Here is a 15999-nt window from a genome sequence, read left to right on the forward strand (position 1 = left end):
TCGACGCCTGCCAACACGCGCAGCGGCACCGTCACATTCCTGTGATCGATGGCAGGCATCGAATAACCCTTAACGACTACTGCCTGACGTGAGGGTGTAACTAGGTGAAATTCAATTCGCATATAAAAGAGGCGCAATAGCCGACCCTATAGCTGTCGCCCGTCCCTGAGACGTCTAACCGACGCCGACAAGACCGACTCGTTTATCGTCGTTTACCTGTCGAACCTCCATGAGCGCTCGAATCTTCCCTCGCACTTCCTCCTGGCTCGTTAGGTCTGCATGGCACTCTCTGAAGTGCCGAAGCTCGGCAGCAGGTCGGCTAGCGGGCCGCGAATCGCACGTGCAAGTACGTCGTTGCGATGTCCTTCCGCCCAGCGTTCCACGTCCGCTAGCCGCTCGATGATTTCGACGAGCTCCGCACGGAAGTGTGTACGCCACCGGCTCCGAGGTACAGTCCCCACGGTAGATAGGGCGCGCGACTGTCCGGATCGATCAACGCACCCTTGCTGTCCTCCAGTGCACGCTCGTTGTGACGGTTTTCCGTTGGTCCCTTGCAGATGTGCGTACGGTCCGTAATGCTTCAAATTGCGAGGAATCATCGCACGCCTCCGGCCAATTCACGAACCTTGCATTTTTTCGGTGTAACAGGTGTAGCAGGTGTAACGCGCCGCGCAAACCCAATAGCAGCAAGGGACTGGCTGTTACACCACAGCGTTACACCTCCGTCGAATTGAATTTCAGGTGTAACACGCGCTGGCACCGATGGGGTCTGTAGGTGTAACGGTGTAACGCATTCGTACGCAAGGTGTTACGCGCAAAGCTTCTACCAGCAAGGCTCCGATCGGGCGTTACACCGGTTACACCAGATTTTTGAGTGTTCCGGAGAATCAAACCGAAATTCATTGCGCCCCCCACACATTCGAGGAGAAAACATAAAGGCGGGTTGCCCCTTTTCCGGGCAATCGTTCAACGCGCTGAAACTTGCCATCCGGCGAAGGGCGGATCCATCCCGCGTCGATCAATGCTTTCGCAGCGCTCTTTGGTTCGAAGCCGGCGCAGATCTCTCGCTTGAACACCTCCGGAAACACGAGAAACTCCACTCCATTTTCACCAGTGCGACGGAAACCAGCGCGATTGATGGTCGGACGCTCGGTCACCTCATTGAGGTCAGAGAACCGCGATTCTTCATGGGCCTCGAAGAAGCCTTTGACGTGCGACAGGATGTTGTCCTTTTCCTGATTACCCGCGCCGCCGCGAGCGTCCAGCCACGCAGCGAAGCAATCGGCGGCCGCACGCAGCGCGTCACCTTCGCGCCACCCTGTAATGCCTGCTCCAGAGGCGTACTCACCAGCCAGGCCGATCAGAGCGAAGCGTTGGCAAACTCGGTGGGCCTGGCCGCTCGACCCGGGCGGCAGATTGACTTCGACGAATCGCTTCTTTTCTGTCTTCAACCATTCATCGATCTCTGTCCGGTCGCGACAGATCGCCTCGAGAAAGGCAATAGACGGTGTGCCGTAGCACTTCGCCGCCGCCTCATTGACCGCTGCCGACAGATCCGCGCCGCCAGCCGCGCCGTGCAATTGCTCGAACAGACCGAACCCGGCGCCAGCGTCGGCCGGTATCTCGACGAGCCGAACCTCCTGACCCGCCTTCGCTTTCTTGCCGATCGACTGCATGTGCTGGCTGAGTCCGATCTCGCCCGCAGACAGGAACAGGAGCTTCCACGTCTGCCGGGCTCGAGCGGTGCCGGTGCGACCGGCGCGCGCCTTGCCGCTGCCATTGGCAAGCATGTAGGCGATTTCTCCGGCCTCTCGAGCGTCGACCTGCGCAAGCTCGTCGAGCACCAGCAACGCGTCATTGTGGAGCGAGGCGAGCCCCTCCAGCCCGTTTGACGTGGCGCGCCATCGCTGCATGTAGTCCTTCCCACCGAACACTGAGCAGGCTGCGCGAAGCGCCGTCGTCTTGCCGGTCGATGAGTCGCCAACGAAATTGATACCGCCGGATTCCTGCCCCGAGAACTCCAGCATCATGGAGGCAAACGCAGCAGACACGGCGAGCAGAAGGCGTGAATTGCCGACGCAAAGCCGCGCAACGCCCAGTTGCCAGTCATCAAGCGACCCAGCCTGCGAGTAGGGGCGCATCACGGTTTCGGCCTGAAAGATCACGCGCTCGCGTGCATCGCCGATCGTGCGATCGGGGAATACGAAAGCGCCGGCATGCCAACCCGTGCGCGTGACGCAGCGCCCGCGTGCTATCGGCTTTGCGCACGTGACGTATTCGGTCAGCTTGTTGCGGGCCTTGTTGCCCGGGGCGATGTCGAGGCCGAGCCGTGCGAGCTCGCCGCGCATATCTGCGCCATCAGAGCGGAGCATTTCCATGGGCATGGCCCACACATGCGGATGGCCGTCGGCGTCGTTCCATTCGAGCAGCCGTCCCCAGTTTTCCGATGCTCGATCACGCACGAGCGCGCGCACGTGCAGCGGAGAGGAGATCCAGTGCGGCGTGCCGTCGTCTTCTTCGTAGAACACCCCGCGCTCGGTGACGTGGAATCCAGCGGGCACACAGCCATCTGACTCTTCTCGCGCCGCCGCTGGCCTGTTTCCTGCCCACGGAAATTCACTTACGTTCGCGAGAGACCCCGGTGCGTCGGGCTGCGATTGTGTATCGAGCGATGCAAGAGCCTCGGCAATGCATTGCCTGACCGCGTCCAGACTCTCCAGACGATGCAGGTCGTTGAAGTCCGTCTCGCCGTCCCGGCGCACAGGGTCGAATTTCGGCACAGCCACTGCGCCGCCGACAACCTGCGCCGCCGCCTGTGCCTTCTGTACGCCCGGGTTTCCTTCGGTCTGGTAGTCGTCATCGCCACACACCACGATGTGCGCGCTCCGATATTTCTCGCGCACGGCCTTCGTCACGGCGAGCAGGTTTCCGGCGTTCATTGCGGCAAACACGGGGCGTCCGGTGGCCTGGTGCAGGCTGCACGCGGTTGCCCATCCCTCGGCAATCAGGATCGTCTCGTTGTCTTCCGGCTCGTCACCGACCAGGCAGAAACAACCAGCGACGCGCCCGCCGCTCTTGAACCGCTTGGCGCCGTCGGGCTGGATGTACTGCGCCGAGTGCCGCGTCCCGTCGATGTCGCGCAGCGGGATCAACAGTTGTTCGCGCAACTGCTTGGCGCCTCGCGGACGGATGCCTTTGGCTACGACGTACGGATGACCGCCGCGCACACCACCGGCGGCTTCCCAATGACTGGCGACAGCCGTGCGTGCCGCTTCGGCGTCGCGAGCCTCTGCCGCCTCGTGTGCTGCCTTCGCTTCGCGGATACGCTCGCGAAATGCGGCCCGCTCCGCGTCGGTCATGTCGCGCTCTGATTTGGCGCACCATTTCTTACTCAGGTCAGTACGCCAGTCACCGAACATGCCCGTCGGAACGCCGTCGAGATGAAGGAAATAGAAGCCGGACTTCCTGCCACGCTTTTCATCGCCCGCATCGAACCGGTGAATCTTCCCGTCAGCAACGATTTCAGTCGGCACAAGTCCATGCGTTGCCATTGCAGAAGCAAACTGGGCTTTGACATTGATGACGTCGCTCATGCGTGCCCCCCTGAGGACTGCTCATCGCCGGAGATACGCCGAAGTGAAGAACCAGCAGCACCCATCGCCTCCACGATGTTGCGGGAATGCTCGTTATATTTTTCCTTCGTTTCCTCGAAGGAGTTGCGATACTCGTCAGCCGTCCGGACGCCGAGCGCGGCAAGTCGATGGGCCAGCTCGTGCGTCTTGGTCGCCGCACCAATCGCTTCGAACAGTGCGAACAGGTCAGCGAGGACTTCTTCCGCTACAGCGAACTCGCCAGACGCGTTGTCGACCAGGCGATGCAATGCGCGGTCTTCCAGCGTGAGGGCGGTGATGTCTTCGTTGCGGGTATTGTCGGGCGGCTTATTCGTTGAGTCTCCCGAAGCATCAATCTGCCTGAGCGCGGCCCGGGCGACTTCCTGACCGATCTGCGCAAGCAGGAACGGCCGCTCAGTGTCGCCGCTGGCCGCGCTTTCCTCGATTGCGACGAGGAGGGCATTGAGATGTTGGAGGTCGACATACAGATCGCCGACTTCTTTCGGTCCGCGCTGCGGAAACTCGGTGCGTTCAACCATGGTGCACCTCGACCGAATGAGCCAGCAGGGCCAGCGCGAGCAAAGCGTCGGCCACAACATCAGCTGCCGCGTTGGACGACGATGCGAGCGCGATTTCGCGCAGCGTCTGATTGACGAATGCGGAAGGGTTTTGTGGGAGTCGTGGCGTTACGCCTTGTCCAACTCGATCGTAGCGCCCACTGCGCGCATCCGGTTCAGAATGCGCTCCATCGTCTCGGAGTCCAGCTCCATCCGGGCCATCGCGAAGAACAGCATGTGCATACCCATGTCCCTGCGGTTGTTGGCATCCGCAGCCATGTACTTGCGCCACTGTCGACCGCTCGACACGCCGAACAAATTGGCCATATCTGTACTGCTCTTGCCGAGCTCTTGTTTGAGCCGCTCCATATCCTCTGGAGAGGGCGGGATGTAATGGGTCATTTTTTTTGAGCGCGAGCAAGCACGCACGAAGAGAGGTCTTCATGGAAAGCATCCTTTCGGGGAATCGGTCCTCGCGAAGTGCGCGAACCATGCTTGCCAATGTAGGACCATTGGGTACTCTTGTCAATCCATGTGCGGAGAGTTTGCGCATCAGTTCGCCTCCCTCGGATCGAAGGATCGCGCCGCCAGTGCGATGCCGCGCAGCAGTTCGGGCGCCATCGTCGGCTTGAGCGTGACGCCCTTGCTCGACGGCCGGTAATCGCCGTCGTCCGTCACGTACCAGACGCGGATGTCGATGTAGGTGCTGCCCCGGTAGGTTTTGACGTCGACGCGCAGACGCTCGCTTGCGTTCTTCACCGCGTCTAGAAAACGGACGAGGTGTTCGGCGTCACTGCTAGAATTGTCGGCGTCGTTCTGGCTGGCCTTCGGGTTGGCCTTTTTTTTGTCCGTCATTTATTCGGCCTCCACGATCAACGAGGCACGGAGGTCGCCGACATTCCAGCGCGTGCTCATGCCGAATTTGCGCGGCGCCGGAATCAGGCCAGCATTGACGCGTCGCCAGACGGTCGGCGTCGAGCAACCATACAGACCGGCGACGGTGCGCACATCAACGTGTGCGGAGTCAGGGAGAGAGTCGAAAGAGACCAGCGCCTTCGAGAGCAGGGCGGTTGTGAATTGGGACATCAGTATCGCTCCTAGTGTGGCGCGATACTGCCCGGCGGGTATCGCGCCGTCGTGATTCAATTTGCGACGGGCGACACCGATAGTCTTCCACAGATCAATGCGCGTTTGCCAACTGGCAAACTTCGATGCCAGCTGGCATTTTTCTATCTTCGAAGTAGCGCGATACCCTCAGTGATGCTTGCTCGTACACTTGAGCGCCCCAATCCATGTGTGTTCGCGTCGGGTATTTCCCCGATTATCGCTTCCACAGCGTCAGCGATCTGGCTGGCGTTTGGCTTGTCACCGCGGCGATAAGCGCTAGTTTTCTCGGACAGCAGCGTTGCCAGCGCGCCCACCTGCTTCAAAAGCGTTTCGCGCTCTTTCTGCCCGTTCGATGCACCCGACCGCTCAGCGACGGGTTCGTCGCCATTGAGCAGCGCGCGTAAGTCTGTACTCGCGATACGGAATGAATCGGACGTCGGAAACTCAAGGTCGACAATGAAGTCCCTTGCTTCTTTCGATCCGGTCGGCCGCCCTGGCATCCGCCTGAGTACTTGTAGAAGCGATTCGCCATCGGCGTCGCGGAGCAGAACACCGTCGGAGAATATGATTTTCCCCGCCTGTTCCCCGTCGAATATCTCTTCCCGGTCCTGACGCGCGTCAAGCGCGATTCGATAGATGCCGTCAAGCATTTGGACACAGTCCGACTGGCGAAACCATTGCTCCCTCTCTCGTGGCGTTAGCGCACGGCCGATTCCTGCTGCCGGTTGGTTTGCGCGCGTGCCAAAACAGTGACAACCCCGTGCGATCGATACTGCATACCGCTCCGTGGCATCCCACCACACCGGGATATGTCCGGCATTCACGTGCTCGAGCACGTCGCTCTCTGTGATGTGCTCGCCAAACGCCCCCTGTAGAAGGGTGGCTGCTTGCTGGATGCTAAACCATCGCTTGAATGACCCAAGCTCCCGCATTGCCTGCCCTGTAGCAAAACCCTATTGAGTAGCCGCGCCAACCGAGTGGGGCACTCGGCTTTCGCTCCGTTGAGCTAGGCGCGGCAAACCGTCATGCCGATCGCTTGATCGGCGTCACATTCCATTCTTCGTCGGCTATCCGCTTCGTTAGAAACGCGGCCCAAAGTTCGAGCGCCGCGCGGCGCTCGGTGTAGTAGGTGTACTGGTCATAGATGCCCTCGACGCCTGCCAGCTTGTGGTTCAGGCACATTTCTGAGATATCGCGCGGAACGCCGAGCTTGCGCATATGGCTCTTCATCGTGCTGCGCAGGTCGTGCGGCGTGAAGCGGCGAATCATTGGCTCGTGGTGCTCGATCCAGTAGTCGATCGCCTCGCGGATCGCGTCCTTCGAGACGTGTGTGTCGCCGTCGTGGCGATCAATGCGGTTGCTCAAACGCGCAGGCAGAAGATAGTCCGAGGTACCCGCGAGCTCGAAGAGCCGCTCGAACCACTCGACGACAACTGGCGCGAGCGGAATGTCCATCTCTGGGCCGGTCTTGCTCTTCGGGATGCGCCAGCGGGCCTCATTGAGATGAACGTCCTCACGCAGTGCCGTGTATAGCTCGGCGATCCGGACACCAGTTGCCAGGGCAATGCGCACCGCGTAGAGGTTCACTTCGCGCATCTTCGCAGTCAGCAGAACGTGGAGCTCAGCGTCCGTGAGCATCAGGCGTGTGCGAATAGGCGGGCGCTTCCCAATGATTGCCTCCAGCGCGATGCCTGCGCACGGATTGGTCTCGACCAGCCGCTTGCCAGCGGCGTGCTTAAAGAGGGCCTTGAGCACACACCAAAGCGTGAACGCCTCGACCCAGCCGAGCTTGATACGTTCGATCTGCGCCACGATGTCCGCCGCGCTTACGGCGCGCAGCGATAGTGAGCCCATGCCGCCCTCAACGCGATCGAGGTTGCGGCCGTAGCTCCGCTGTGTGCTCTCGGCAAGCGTGACGAGGACGCGCTCGCGATAGTCGGCGATGAGCTGTCGCACGCTCCAATCCTTCCGGGCTTTCTCCTTGCGCCTCTCAACGGCGGGGTTGACGCCTTGCTGGACCGCAACGCGTTTCGCCGCGGCAATCTTGCGCGCGGCGGTCAGTGAGAGGTCGGGGTAGTTGCCGAGCGTCAACTCGTGGCGTCGGCCACCGTGACTGAAACGAAGTATCCAGGCGGCGGTGCCGGAAGAGGACAGAGTGAACGTGAGGCCCGCGCCGTCGGACTTCGCGACGGGCGCGCCGGCGCGCACGAGATGCTTGAGTTCGACGTCCGAAAGTAGGTTTGTCTGCCGTTTTGCCAACCCGCATTACTCCTGAGTTGAGTCCGCATTGTTCCTGACTCTAGCTACCAATCTAGCTACCAATTGGAGGCGCGCTTAACTGAGGCGAAATGATACGGGAAAATTCAGACGATTTTGGAAAGACTTCAAAAACAATGACTTAGGCGACTCGTGATGATATGAGGTGACTCAGGGTAAACCCTACATCAACACGATGTCATACTGCTCCTGACTGAGATTCGACTCCACCTGCAACGAAACCGGCTTTCCGATGAAGTCCATCAGCATCGCCAGATGCTGCGATTCTTCTTCGAGAAACAGGTCGATGACCTGCTGCGAAGCCACCACGCGAAACTCGCGCGGATTGAACTGCCGCGACTCGCGCATGATCTCGCGCAGCACGTCGTAACACACGGTGCGCGGCGTCTTGACCTGGCCCTTGCCCTGACACGTCGGGCAAGCCTCGCACAGCACGTGGGCGAGTGACTCGCGCGTGCGCTTCCTCGTCATCTCGACGAGTCCGAGCTGCGAGAAGCCATTGACGGTCACGCGCGTACGATCGCGCGACAGCGCCTTCTTCAGTTCGCCCAGCACCTGATCCCGATGCTCGACATTCTCCATGTCGATGAAATCGATGATGATGATCCCGCCCAGATTCCTCAACCGCAATTGCCGCGCGATCGTATGGGCCGCTTCGAGATTGGTCTTGAAGATCGTGTCGTCGAAATTGCGCGCGCCGACGTAACCGCCCGTGTTGACGTCGATGGTCGTCATCGCCTCGGTCTGATCGATCATCAGATAGCCGCCCGACTTGAGATCCACGCGCCGCGACAGCGCCCGCTGAATCTCCGTCTCGATGTTGTACAGATCGAAGAGCGGCCGCTCGCCCGTGTAGTGATGCAGCCGCGATGCCACCGCCGGTGTGAACTCCGCCGCGAAATCCGCCAGCATCTGATAGGTCTCGCGCGAATCGACCTGAATGCGCGTGGTCTCGTCGTTGACGAAGTCGCGCAGCACGCGTTGCGCGAGATTGAGGTCCTGATAGAGCAGGGTGGTCGGCGGCACGCGCTGCGCTTGCGCGACGATCGTCGCCCACGTCTTGCGCAGATACGCGACATCGGCCGCGAGCTCTTCGCTCGTCGCGTCTTCCGCGATGGTCCGCACGATATAGCCGCCTTTCTCATCGGCGGGCAACACGGCTGTGAGACGCGCGCGCACGGCCTCGCGCTCCGCTTCGCTTTCGATCTTCTGCGAAATGCCGATATGCGGCTCCTGCGGCAGATACACGAGCGTGCGTCCCGCGATGCTCACCTGCGTCGACAGCCGTGCGCCCTTCGTGCCGATCGGGTCCTTCACGACCTGCACCATCAGCGATTGCCCTTCGAAGACGATCTTCTCGATGGGCACATGCGGCGTCGAATTATGCGGCTCGCCCGCGATGCGCGGATGCCAGATATCGGCGACATGGAGAAACGCCGCGCGTTCGAGACCGATGTCGATGAACGCGGACTGCATGCCCGGCAACACGCGCACGACCTTGCCGAGATACACATTGCCGACGCGTCCGCGCGAAAGCGTGCGTTCGACGTGAAGCTCCTGAACGGCGCCTTGCTGAACCTGTGCGACACGGGTTTCCTGCGGTGTGACGTTGATCAGGATTTCTTCGTTCATGGCCTGTTTAGAATTCGACGCGCGCCACGCGCAAGAGAGCTGCGGTTTCGAAAAGGGGCAGACCCATGATACCCGAATAGGACCCGTCGATTCGCTCGATGAACTCGGCCGCGCGGCCCTGTATGCCGTACGCGCCTGCCTTGCCGAGCGGCTCGCCCGACGCGGCATAGCGCTGCAGCGCAGCACGATCGGCTTTCGCGAAACGCACTTGTGAGCGGGAAAGAACGGGATCGAGCAACGCGCCTTCGCCATCGACCACGGCGATGGCCGTCAGCACTTCATGCTCGCGGCCCGCGAGACGTTCGAGCATCGCGACCGCATCGTCTTCGTGCAGCGGCTTGCCGAGAATCAGTCCGTCGATGGTCACGGTCGTATCGGCGACGAGAATCGGCGCGCTCGCATGACCGCCTGCGACGAGCCGCGCGCGCGCCGCATGCGCCTTCAGCGCGCACACGCGCACGACATACGCATCGGCGGCTTCGTCGGGCAACGCGTCTTCGAGCGCTTCGGCGTCTTCATCGGGAAGGGGAAGAAGGAGTTCGTATTTCACGCCGAGCTGACGCAGCAACTCCTGACGGCGCGGGCTTTGAGAAGCGAGATAAACGAAGGGATGAGTCATTGGGTATTTGGATTCGAATGACACGCGCGGCATTCGAAGTCCGACGACCGCAAAGCCTCACGCGCGATGATAAGGATGATTCTGCGTGATGCTCCACGCGCGGTAAAGCTGTTCGGCGAGCAGCACGCGCACCATGCCGTGCGGCAGCGTGAGACTCGACACGCGCAGCAACAGTTCTGCGCGAGATTTCACATCCGGATGAAGCCCGTCCGCGCCGCCGATCACGAACGCGACATCGCGCCCGTCCTGCTGCCAGCCGGGCAGGGCGTTCGCGAGTTGCATCGTGGTCCAGTCGCGGCCGCGTTCATCAAGTGCGATGACGCGCGCGTTCTTCGGCAAGGCGGCTTCGATGCGCTGCTTCTCGGCGGCCATCACGCTCTCGGCGTTACGCCCCGACGAACGCTGCTCGGGCTTGATCTCTTTAAGCTCGATGCGCAACTCGGGCGGCATGCGCTTCGCATATTCGTCGAAGCCATTCGTGATCCAGTCGGGCATCTTGTGTCCGACGGCGAGGATGACCAGCTTCATCGAATGAGCGGGATCAGTGCTTGCGCGTGGTCTTGCGCGCGGGGCGTTTGACCGCGGGCGCGGCGTCTTCGTCGTCCTCGTCGTCATCCGCGGTGACGCGCGCGCCGCCGAACATGTTCGGCGTTTGCAGCTTCACGCGCACGGGCTTGTCGCCCCAGACTTCTTCGAGGTTGTAGTACTGGCGCAGCGCGGGCTGAAGGATATGCACGACCGCGTCGCCGCAATCGACCAGCACCCACTCGCCGATCTCTTCGCCTTCCGTGCTGATGATGTCGCCGCCCGCTTCCTTGACCTTCTCGCGCACGCTGTTGGCGAGCGCCTTGGTCTGCCGGTTCGATGTGCCGCTCGCCACGACCACGCGGTCGAAGAGCGAAGTCAGATGCGTCGTGTTGAACACCTTGATGTCTTGCGCCTTGACGTCTTCCAGACCGTCGATGATCGCGCGTTGAAGCTTTTGAAGTTCCATGGTTACCGTGTCTTTACCGTGTCCGGTACAGGTGATGTTGAACAATATAGTCCCATACGCTCGTCGGGACCTGAGCGCGGGCTTCGGTGACGTCCGACATCGTGCGCGCTGCCTCGCGGATCGCCGTGGCGGATACGTCGAGCAGCAGCGTTTCGTCGATGAGCACGTGACCGCATGAGCTCGCTTGCAGTGTTTCGGGCGGCGCGGCGCGGCGCGCGACTTCCGCCGCAACGACCGCCGGCAGCGTCGCGACATCGAAGCCCGGGCGCGTCTCCACACAGATATGTGCGTAGTCGAACAGCTCTTTCCAGCGATGCCAGGAGTCGAGCTTGACGAGCTGATCCGCGCCCATCAGGAGCGAGATCGACGCGTCCGCGCCTTCGCGCTCGCGCCAGTGAGCGAGCGTGTCGACGGTATAGGTGTCGCCCTGACGATCGATCTCGTCGGTGCCGATGGTGACCCGCACACCGTCGAGCGTGAGCGATGCGGCCGCTGCGCGCGTCATCGCCAGCCGATGTTCAGGCGCGGACACGCCCGCTTTCTGCCAGGGCTGACCGGCGGGCAACAGCACGAGCTCGGTCAGTCGAAGCAGTTCGACGAAACGGCGCGCGATCGCGAGATGCCCGTTGTGAATCGGATCGAACGTGCCGCCGAAAATGCCGACGCGCTTCATGCAGGGCACAGCGGAATTCAAAGCCATTCGCGCCGCACCAGGAAGTCGGAATAGAGCCGCGCCTCCGGCGTGCCGGGCTCGGGCGTCCAGTCGTAGCGCCAGTTCGCGACGGGCGGCATCGACATGAGGATCGACTCGGTACGTCCGCCGCTTTGCAGGCCGAAATGCGTGCCGCGGTCGAACACGAGATTGAACTCGACGTAGCGCCCGCGCCGGTACGCCTGGAACTCGCGCTCGCGTTCGGTGTAAGGCGTGTCGCAGCGGCGCTCGATGATCGGCAGATACGCTTTCAGGAACGCATCGCCGACGCTCTTCATCAGCGCGAACGCGCGCTCGAAGCCGCCTTCCGCGTAATCATCGAAGAAAATGCCGCCGATGCCGCGCTGCTCGTTGCGATGCTTCAGATAGAAATACTCGTCGCACCAGGTCTTGAAGCGCGGATACAGCTCGACGCCGAACGGATCGAGCGCGTCGCGGCAAGTCTGATGAAAATGCCGCGCGTCTTCCTCGTAGCCGTAGATCGGCGTGAGATCCATGCCGCCGCCGAACCAGAAGATCGGCGCTTCTCCTGCCTTGAGCGCGGTCAGCATGCGCACGTTGGCGTGCACCGTCGGGCAGTGCGGATTGCGCGGGTGCATCACGAGCGACACGCCGAGCGCCTCGAAGCCGCGACCGGCGAGCTGCGGGCGCGCCGCGCTCGCGGAGGGCGGCAGCGCGTCGCCTTGGACGTCCGAAAAGCCGATGCCGCCGCGCTCGAAGAATCCGCCGCCTTCCAGAATGCGCGTCACGCCGCCGCCGCGCAGATGCGCGCCGGGCTCGCGGGTCCAGGCGTCGGTGGCGAAGGCGGTGCCGTCGAAGCCGCCGAGCGCATCGGCGATGCGCGTCTGCAGGCCCGTCAGATAGGCGCGGACGGCCTCGATATCATGGGACGCGTCGTCTTGTTGGCGTTGTTCCGCGCTGCGGTTCGGTTCACTCATCGATTGCTGCTGATCGGTCCGGGGTTAACCCTTCGTCTCGAAACTCTCAAAAGCGCGCTGCCGGACACAAGGTCCGGCAGCGCGCATGCTCAGGCGGCTTCGGCGCTGCTTCAGCCGTGCTTGTCGGCGGGCTTTTCAGCGCTTTTATCAGCCGATTGCTTGCGGTTCACGGCGCGATAACCGATGTCCCGCCGATACTGCATGCCATCGAACGAGATCTGGTTGACTGTATCGTAGACCACGGATTGCGCGCCGCGCACGGAATCCGCCAATCCGACGACGCATAACACGCGCCCGCCCGACGTGGTGAGCTTGCCGTCGGCGAGCGTCGTGCCCGCATGGAAAGTGACGGAATTCTCGGTTTCCGCGGGAATGCCGCTGATGCGGTCGCCCTTGCGCGGCGTCTCCGGATAGTTGTGCGCGGCGAGCACGACGCCGAGCGCCGTGCGACGGTCCCAGTCGAGATCGACGGTGTCGAGCTTGCCGTCGATCGCCAGTTCCACGACCTTCGAAAAATCGCCCTTCAGCCGCGCCATGATCGGCTGCGTCTCGGGGTCGCCCATGCGGCAGTTGAATTCGAGCGTTTTCGGATTGCCGTTTGCGTCGATCATCAGGCCGGCGTAGAGGAAGCCGGTGAAGCGGATGCCGTCGTTTTCCATGCCGCGCACCGTCGGCTGGATGATTTCGCGCATCACGCGCGCGTGCAGTTGCGGCGTGACGATCGGCGCGGGCGAGTACGCGCCCATGCCGCCGGTGTTCGGGCCCTTGTCGCCGTCGAGCAGCCGCTTGTGGTCCTGGCTCGACGCGAGCGCCAGCACGTGCTTGCCGTCCACCATCACGATGAAGCTCGCTTCCTCGCCCGCGAGGAATTCCTCGATGACGACGCGCGCGCCCGCATCGCCGAGCGTGTTGTCGGCGAGCATCGCATCGACGGCGCCGTGCGCTTCTTCCAGCGTCATCGCGACGACGACGCCCTTGCCGGCCGCGAGCCCGTCCGCCTTGACGACGATCGGCGCGCCTTTCGCGTCGATGTACGCGTGCGCGGCGGCGATGTCGGAGAAGGTTTCGTACTCGGCGGTCGGAATGTTGTGGCGCTTCATGAACGCCTTGGCGAAGTCCTTCGAGCTTTCGAGCTGCGCGGCTTCCTTGCTCGGCCCGAAAATCTTCAGTCCGCGCGAGCGGAACAGATTGACGATGCCGGCCGCGAGCGGCGCTTCCGGACCGACGAGCGTGAACGCGACATGTTCTTTCTCGACGAAATCGGCGAGTGCCGCCGGGTCCGTGATGTCGACGTTGCGCAGGCGCTCGTCCTGCGCGGTGCCGCCGTTGCCCGGCGCGACATAAACGATCTGCACGCGCGGCGACTGCGCGAGCTTCCAGGCCAGCGCATGTTCGCGGCCGCCGGAACCGACGACGAGTAACTTCATGTGAATCCCCGAAATCCTGACAAAAAGCGGCTTGAGTAAAAGCGGCGGGCGCATCGACCGTGAAGCGCGCACATGACGGCGGTCATGGCGTCGCGAAGGCGGCTCGCGCCGATATCGGCTGCGTCACGCGCCTTCCGGCGGCGATGCCCCGCCGCGGCGACTCGACGTCGATTGAGCGGCGCTGCTCCGACATGCGAGCCGAAGCGAAAGACGTTCCATGCGAGGGCGGGCGAAATCCTGTTCCACCGCGCCCCGTGCGATCCGAAGCTTCAGTCTTCGTTGATCGCGGCGTTCGTGTAGACCTCTTGCACGTCGTCGAGATTTTCGAGCGCGTCGAGCAGTTTCTGCATTTTCACCGCGTCGTCGCCGCCGAACTCGACTTCCGTCTGCGGTTTCATCGTCACTTCGGCGAGTTCCGCCTTGAAGCCCGCGGCTTCGAGCGCGTCCTTCACCTTCTGGAAATCGTTGGGCGGGCAGATCACTTCGATACTGCCGTCTTCGTTGGTCACGACGTCGTCCGCGCCGGCTTCGAGCGCCGCGTCCATCAGCCTGTCTTCCGGCGTGCCGGGCGCGAACAGGAACTGGCCGACGTGATCGAACATGAACGACACCGAGCCGTCCGTGCCCATGTTGCCGCCGAACTTCGAAAATGCGTGGCGCACTTCCGCGACGGTGCGGGTGCGGTTGTCCGTCATCGTGTCGACGATGATCGCCGCGCCGCCGATGCCATAGCCTTCATAGCGGATTTCTTCGTAGTTCGCGCCATCGACGCCGCCGGTGCCGCGCTGGATCGCGCGGTTGATGTTGTCCTTCGGCATGTTGGCGTCGTAGGCCTTGTCGACGGCCAGACGCAGACGCGGGTTCGAATCGATCTCGCCGCCGCCCATGCGCGCCGCGACCTGGATTTCCTTGATGAGGCGCGTCCAGACCTTGCCTTTCTTCGCGTCGGCCGCGGCCTTCTTATGCTTGATGTTGGCCCATTTCGAATGACCCGCCATTACCTTTCTCCGTCGCGCGCGGGCTGATGAGCCGTGCGCCTAGTGTGCTGTCGTGCTGTGTGAAGCCGGATGTGTCTGTTCGCGCCGCGTTTCTTCGCGCGTGCTCGCGCGTTTTTCGTGAACAGCGCCGGGTTCGCTCGCGGATCGTTTAGTCCGGCGTAACCCGAATAGGAACAGACCGAAATTTTAGCATGGCGGCGCGCACGCTCAGTACCGCCGTGCGCGCTGCGGCGGCGGAAAGACGGCGCAAACCGGGTCGAATTCGGGAAAAAAGCGCGCCAAAACGCAAACCGCCGCGCGTGGCGCGGCGGTCGGAAGGATTTAAGCGGACACTCAGTTCTTCGTGCCGAAGAGCCGGTCGCCGGCATCGCCCAAGCCGGGGATGATATACGCATGGTCGTTCAGATGCGAATCGAGCGACGCGACGTAGAGTTTCACGTCCGGATGCGCATCCTGGAACACCTTCACGCCTTCGGGCGCGGCGACCAGCGCGACGAATACGATGTTCTCCGCGTGCACCTTGCGGCGCTTCATCACGTCGACGGCATGGACCGCCGAATAGCCCGTCGCGACCATCGGATCGCACAGGATGAAGACGCGCTCTTCCAGATCCGGGGGAAGGCGCACGAGATACTCGACCGGACGATGATCCTCCGCCCGGTACACGCCGATATGTCCGACGCGCGCCGACGGCACCAGATCGAGCAGGCCGTCCGACATGCCGATGCCCGCGCGCAGCACCGGCACGATCGCGAGCTTTTTGCCGGCGATCACGGGCGCGTCGATCTCGACGAGCGGCGTTTCCACGCGCTTGGTCGTGAGCGGCAGGTTGCGTGTGATCTCGTAGCCCATCAGCAGCGTGATTTCCCGCAGCAGCTCGCGGAACGTGCGCGTCGACGTGTCCTTGTCGCGCATGTGCGTGAGCTTGTGCTGGATCAGCGGGTGATCGAGGATGAAGAGATTGGGAAAGCGGCTGTCTTGTTTCATGGGTCTCGCGCGCGCTGCGCGTCCTGCTCGTGTGATGGGCTGCCTTTCGCGCCTCGCCTGAGGCGAAGCGGACAGTGGCGACAGTTTACCCAAAAGCTCGCACGCGACCGTGAGGTCGGTGCGAGCGTTCGCGTCACACG

At 62.4% G+C, this 15999-nt stretch carries 16 protein-coding genes; all 16 read right to left on the reverse strand.

Translation table 11 applies throughout. The features are described from left to right. Positions 1-899: 899 nt before the first annotated feature. The 16 genes from AWB74_RS24300 to upp all read right to left on the reverse strand — a co-directional run bounded on the left by AWB74_RS24300 (position 900) and on the right by upp (position 15859). Complete coding sequence (locus tag AWB74_RS24300; protein ID WP_061149263.1) at positions 900-3593, reverse strand: DUF927 domain-containing protein; 2694 nt, start codon at positions 3591-3593, stop codon at positions 900-902. Beyond that, positions 3590-4150 carry a hypothetical protein gene (locus tag AWB74_RS24305; RefSeq protein WP_061149264.1) on the reverse strand — a complete coding sequence of 187 codons (561 nt, stop codon included), beginning with the start codon at positions 4148-4150 and terminating at the stop codon, positions 3590-3592. Before AWB74_RS24305 ends, AWB74_RS24300 begins: the two co-directional genes overlap by 4 nt. Before the next feature lie 147 nt (positions 4151-4297). Further along, the gene (locus tag AWB74_RS24310; protein WP_061149265.1) at positions 4298-4570 is read right to left on the reverse strand and encodes a hypothetical protein; all 273 of its coding nucleotides are present in this window, start codon (positions 4568-4570) and stop codon (positions 4298-4300) included. A 150-nt stretch (positions 4571-4720) separates the two neighbouring features. Further along, positions 4721-5023: a transcriptional coactivator p15/PC4 family protein gene (locus AWB74_RS24315; protein ID WP_087039172.1), complete on the reverse strand. Its 303-nt coding sequence runs from the start codon at positions 5021-5023 to the stop codon at positions 4721-4723. Then, on the reverse strand, positions 5024-5254 hold the full coding sequence (locus tag AWB74_RS24320; RefSeq protein WP_061149266.1) for a helix-turn-helix transcriptional regulator: 231 nt from the start codon (positions 5252-5254) through the stop codon (positions 5024-5026). A gap of 143 nt (positions 5255-5397) precedes the next feature. Then, complete coding sequence (locus AWB74_RS24325) at positions 5398-5925, reverse strand: hypothetical protein (RefSeq protein ID WP_143749304.1); 528 nt, start codon at positions 5923-5925, stop codon at positions 5398-5400. A gap of 373 nt (positions 5926-6298) precedes the next feature. Then, positions 6299-7534, reverse strand: coding sequence for a tyrosine-type recombinase/integrase (locus AWB74_RS24330; RefSeq protein ID WP_061149268.1), 1236 nt, complete (start codon positions 7532-7534; stop codon positions 6299-6301). A 180-nt stretch (positions 7535-7714) separates the two neighbouring features. Next, on the reverse strand, positions 7715-9184 hold the full coding sequence (gene rng, locus AWB74_RS24335) for a ribonuclease G (protein ID WP_061124460.1): 1470 nt from the start codon (positions 9182-9184) through the stop codon (positions 7715-7717). A 7-nt stretch (positions 9185-9191) separates the two neighbouring features. After that, positions 9192-9803 (reverse strand): Maf family protein, encoded by a 612-nt coding sequence (locus AWB74_RS24340; protein WP_061149269.1) that lies wholly within the window; start codon positions 9801-9803, stop codon positions 9192-9194. A gap of 57 nt (positions 9804-9860) precedes the next feature. Beyond that, entirely contained in the window at positions 9861-10331 is a 471-nt protein-coding gene (gene rlmH / locus AWB74_RS24345) for a 23S rRNA (pseudouridine(1915)-N(3))-methyltransferase RlmH (RefSeq protein ID WP_061149270.1), read from the reverse strand. A gap of 13 nt (positions 10332-10344) precedes the next feature. Further along, on the reverse strand, positions 10345-10797 hold the full coding sequence (gene rsfS, locus AWB74_RS24350) for a ribosome silencing factor (RefSeq protein WP_061149271.1): 453 nt from the start codon (positions 10795-10797) through the stop codon (positions 10345-10347). A 13-nt stretch (positions 10798-10810) separates the two neighbouring features. Continuing rightward, positions 10811-11497 (reverse strand): nicotinate-nucleotide adenylyltransferase, encoded by a 687-nt coding sequence (locus tag AWB74_RS24355; protein WP_087039173.1) that lies wholly within the window; start codon positions 11495-11497, stop codon positions 10811-10813. After that, positions 11488-12447: an oxygen-dependent coproporphyrinogen oxidase gene (gene hemF, locus AWB74_RS24360; protein WP_061149273.1), complete on the reverse strand. Its 960-nt coding sequence runs from the start codon at positions 12445-12447 to the stop codon at positions 11488-11490. The genes AWB74_RS24355 and hemF overlap by 10 nt, the downstream gene beginning before the upstream one ends. A gap of 110 nt (positions 12448-12557) precedes the next feature. Continuing rightward, the gene (gene purD / locus AWB74_RS24365) at positions 12558-13874 is read right to left on the reverse strand and encodes a phosphoribosylamine--glycine ligase (RefSeq protein WP_061149274.1); all 1317 of its coding nucleotides are present in this window, start codon (positions 13872-13874) and stop codon (positions 12558-12560) included. Positions 13875-14143: 269 nt separating this feature from the next. Continuing rightward, entirely contained in the window at positions 14144-14872 is a 729-nt protein-coding gene (locus AWB74_RS24370) for a YebC/PmpR family DNA-binding transcriptional regulator (RefSeq protein WP_061149275.1), read from the reverse strand. A gap of 333 nt (positions 14873-15205) precedes the next feature. Further along, positions 15206-15859, reverse strand: a complete 654-nt coding sequence (upp, locus tag AWB74_RS24375) for a uracil phosphoribosyltransferase (RefSeq protein ID WP_061149276.1) — start codon at positions 15857-15859, stop codon at positions 15206-15208. Between the last annotated feature and the right edge of the window lie 140 nt (positions 15860-15999).

It is taken from the genome of Caballeronia arvi (genome assembly GCF_001544695.2).
In the GTDB taxonomy this organism is placed as follows: domain Bacteria; phylum Pseudomonadota; class Gammaproteobacteria; order Burkholderiales; family Burkholderiaceae; genus Caballeronia; species Caballeronia arvi.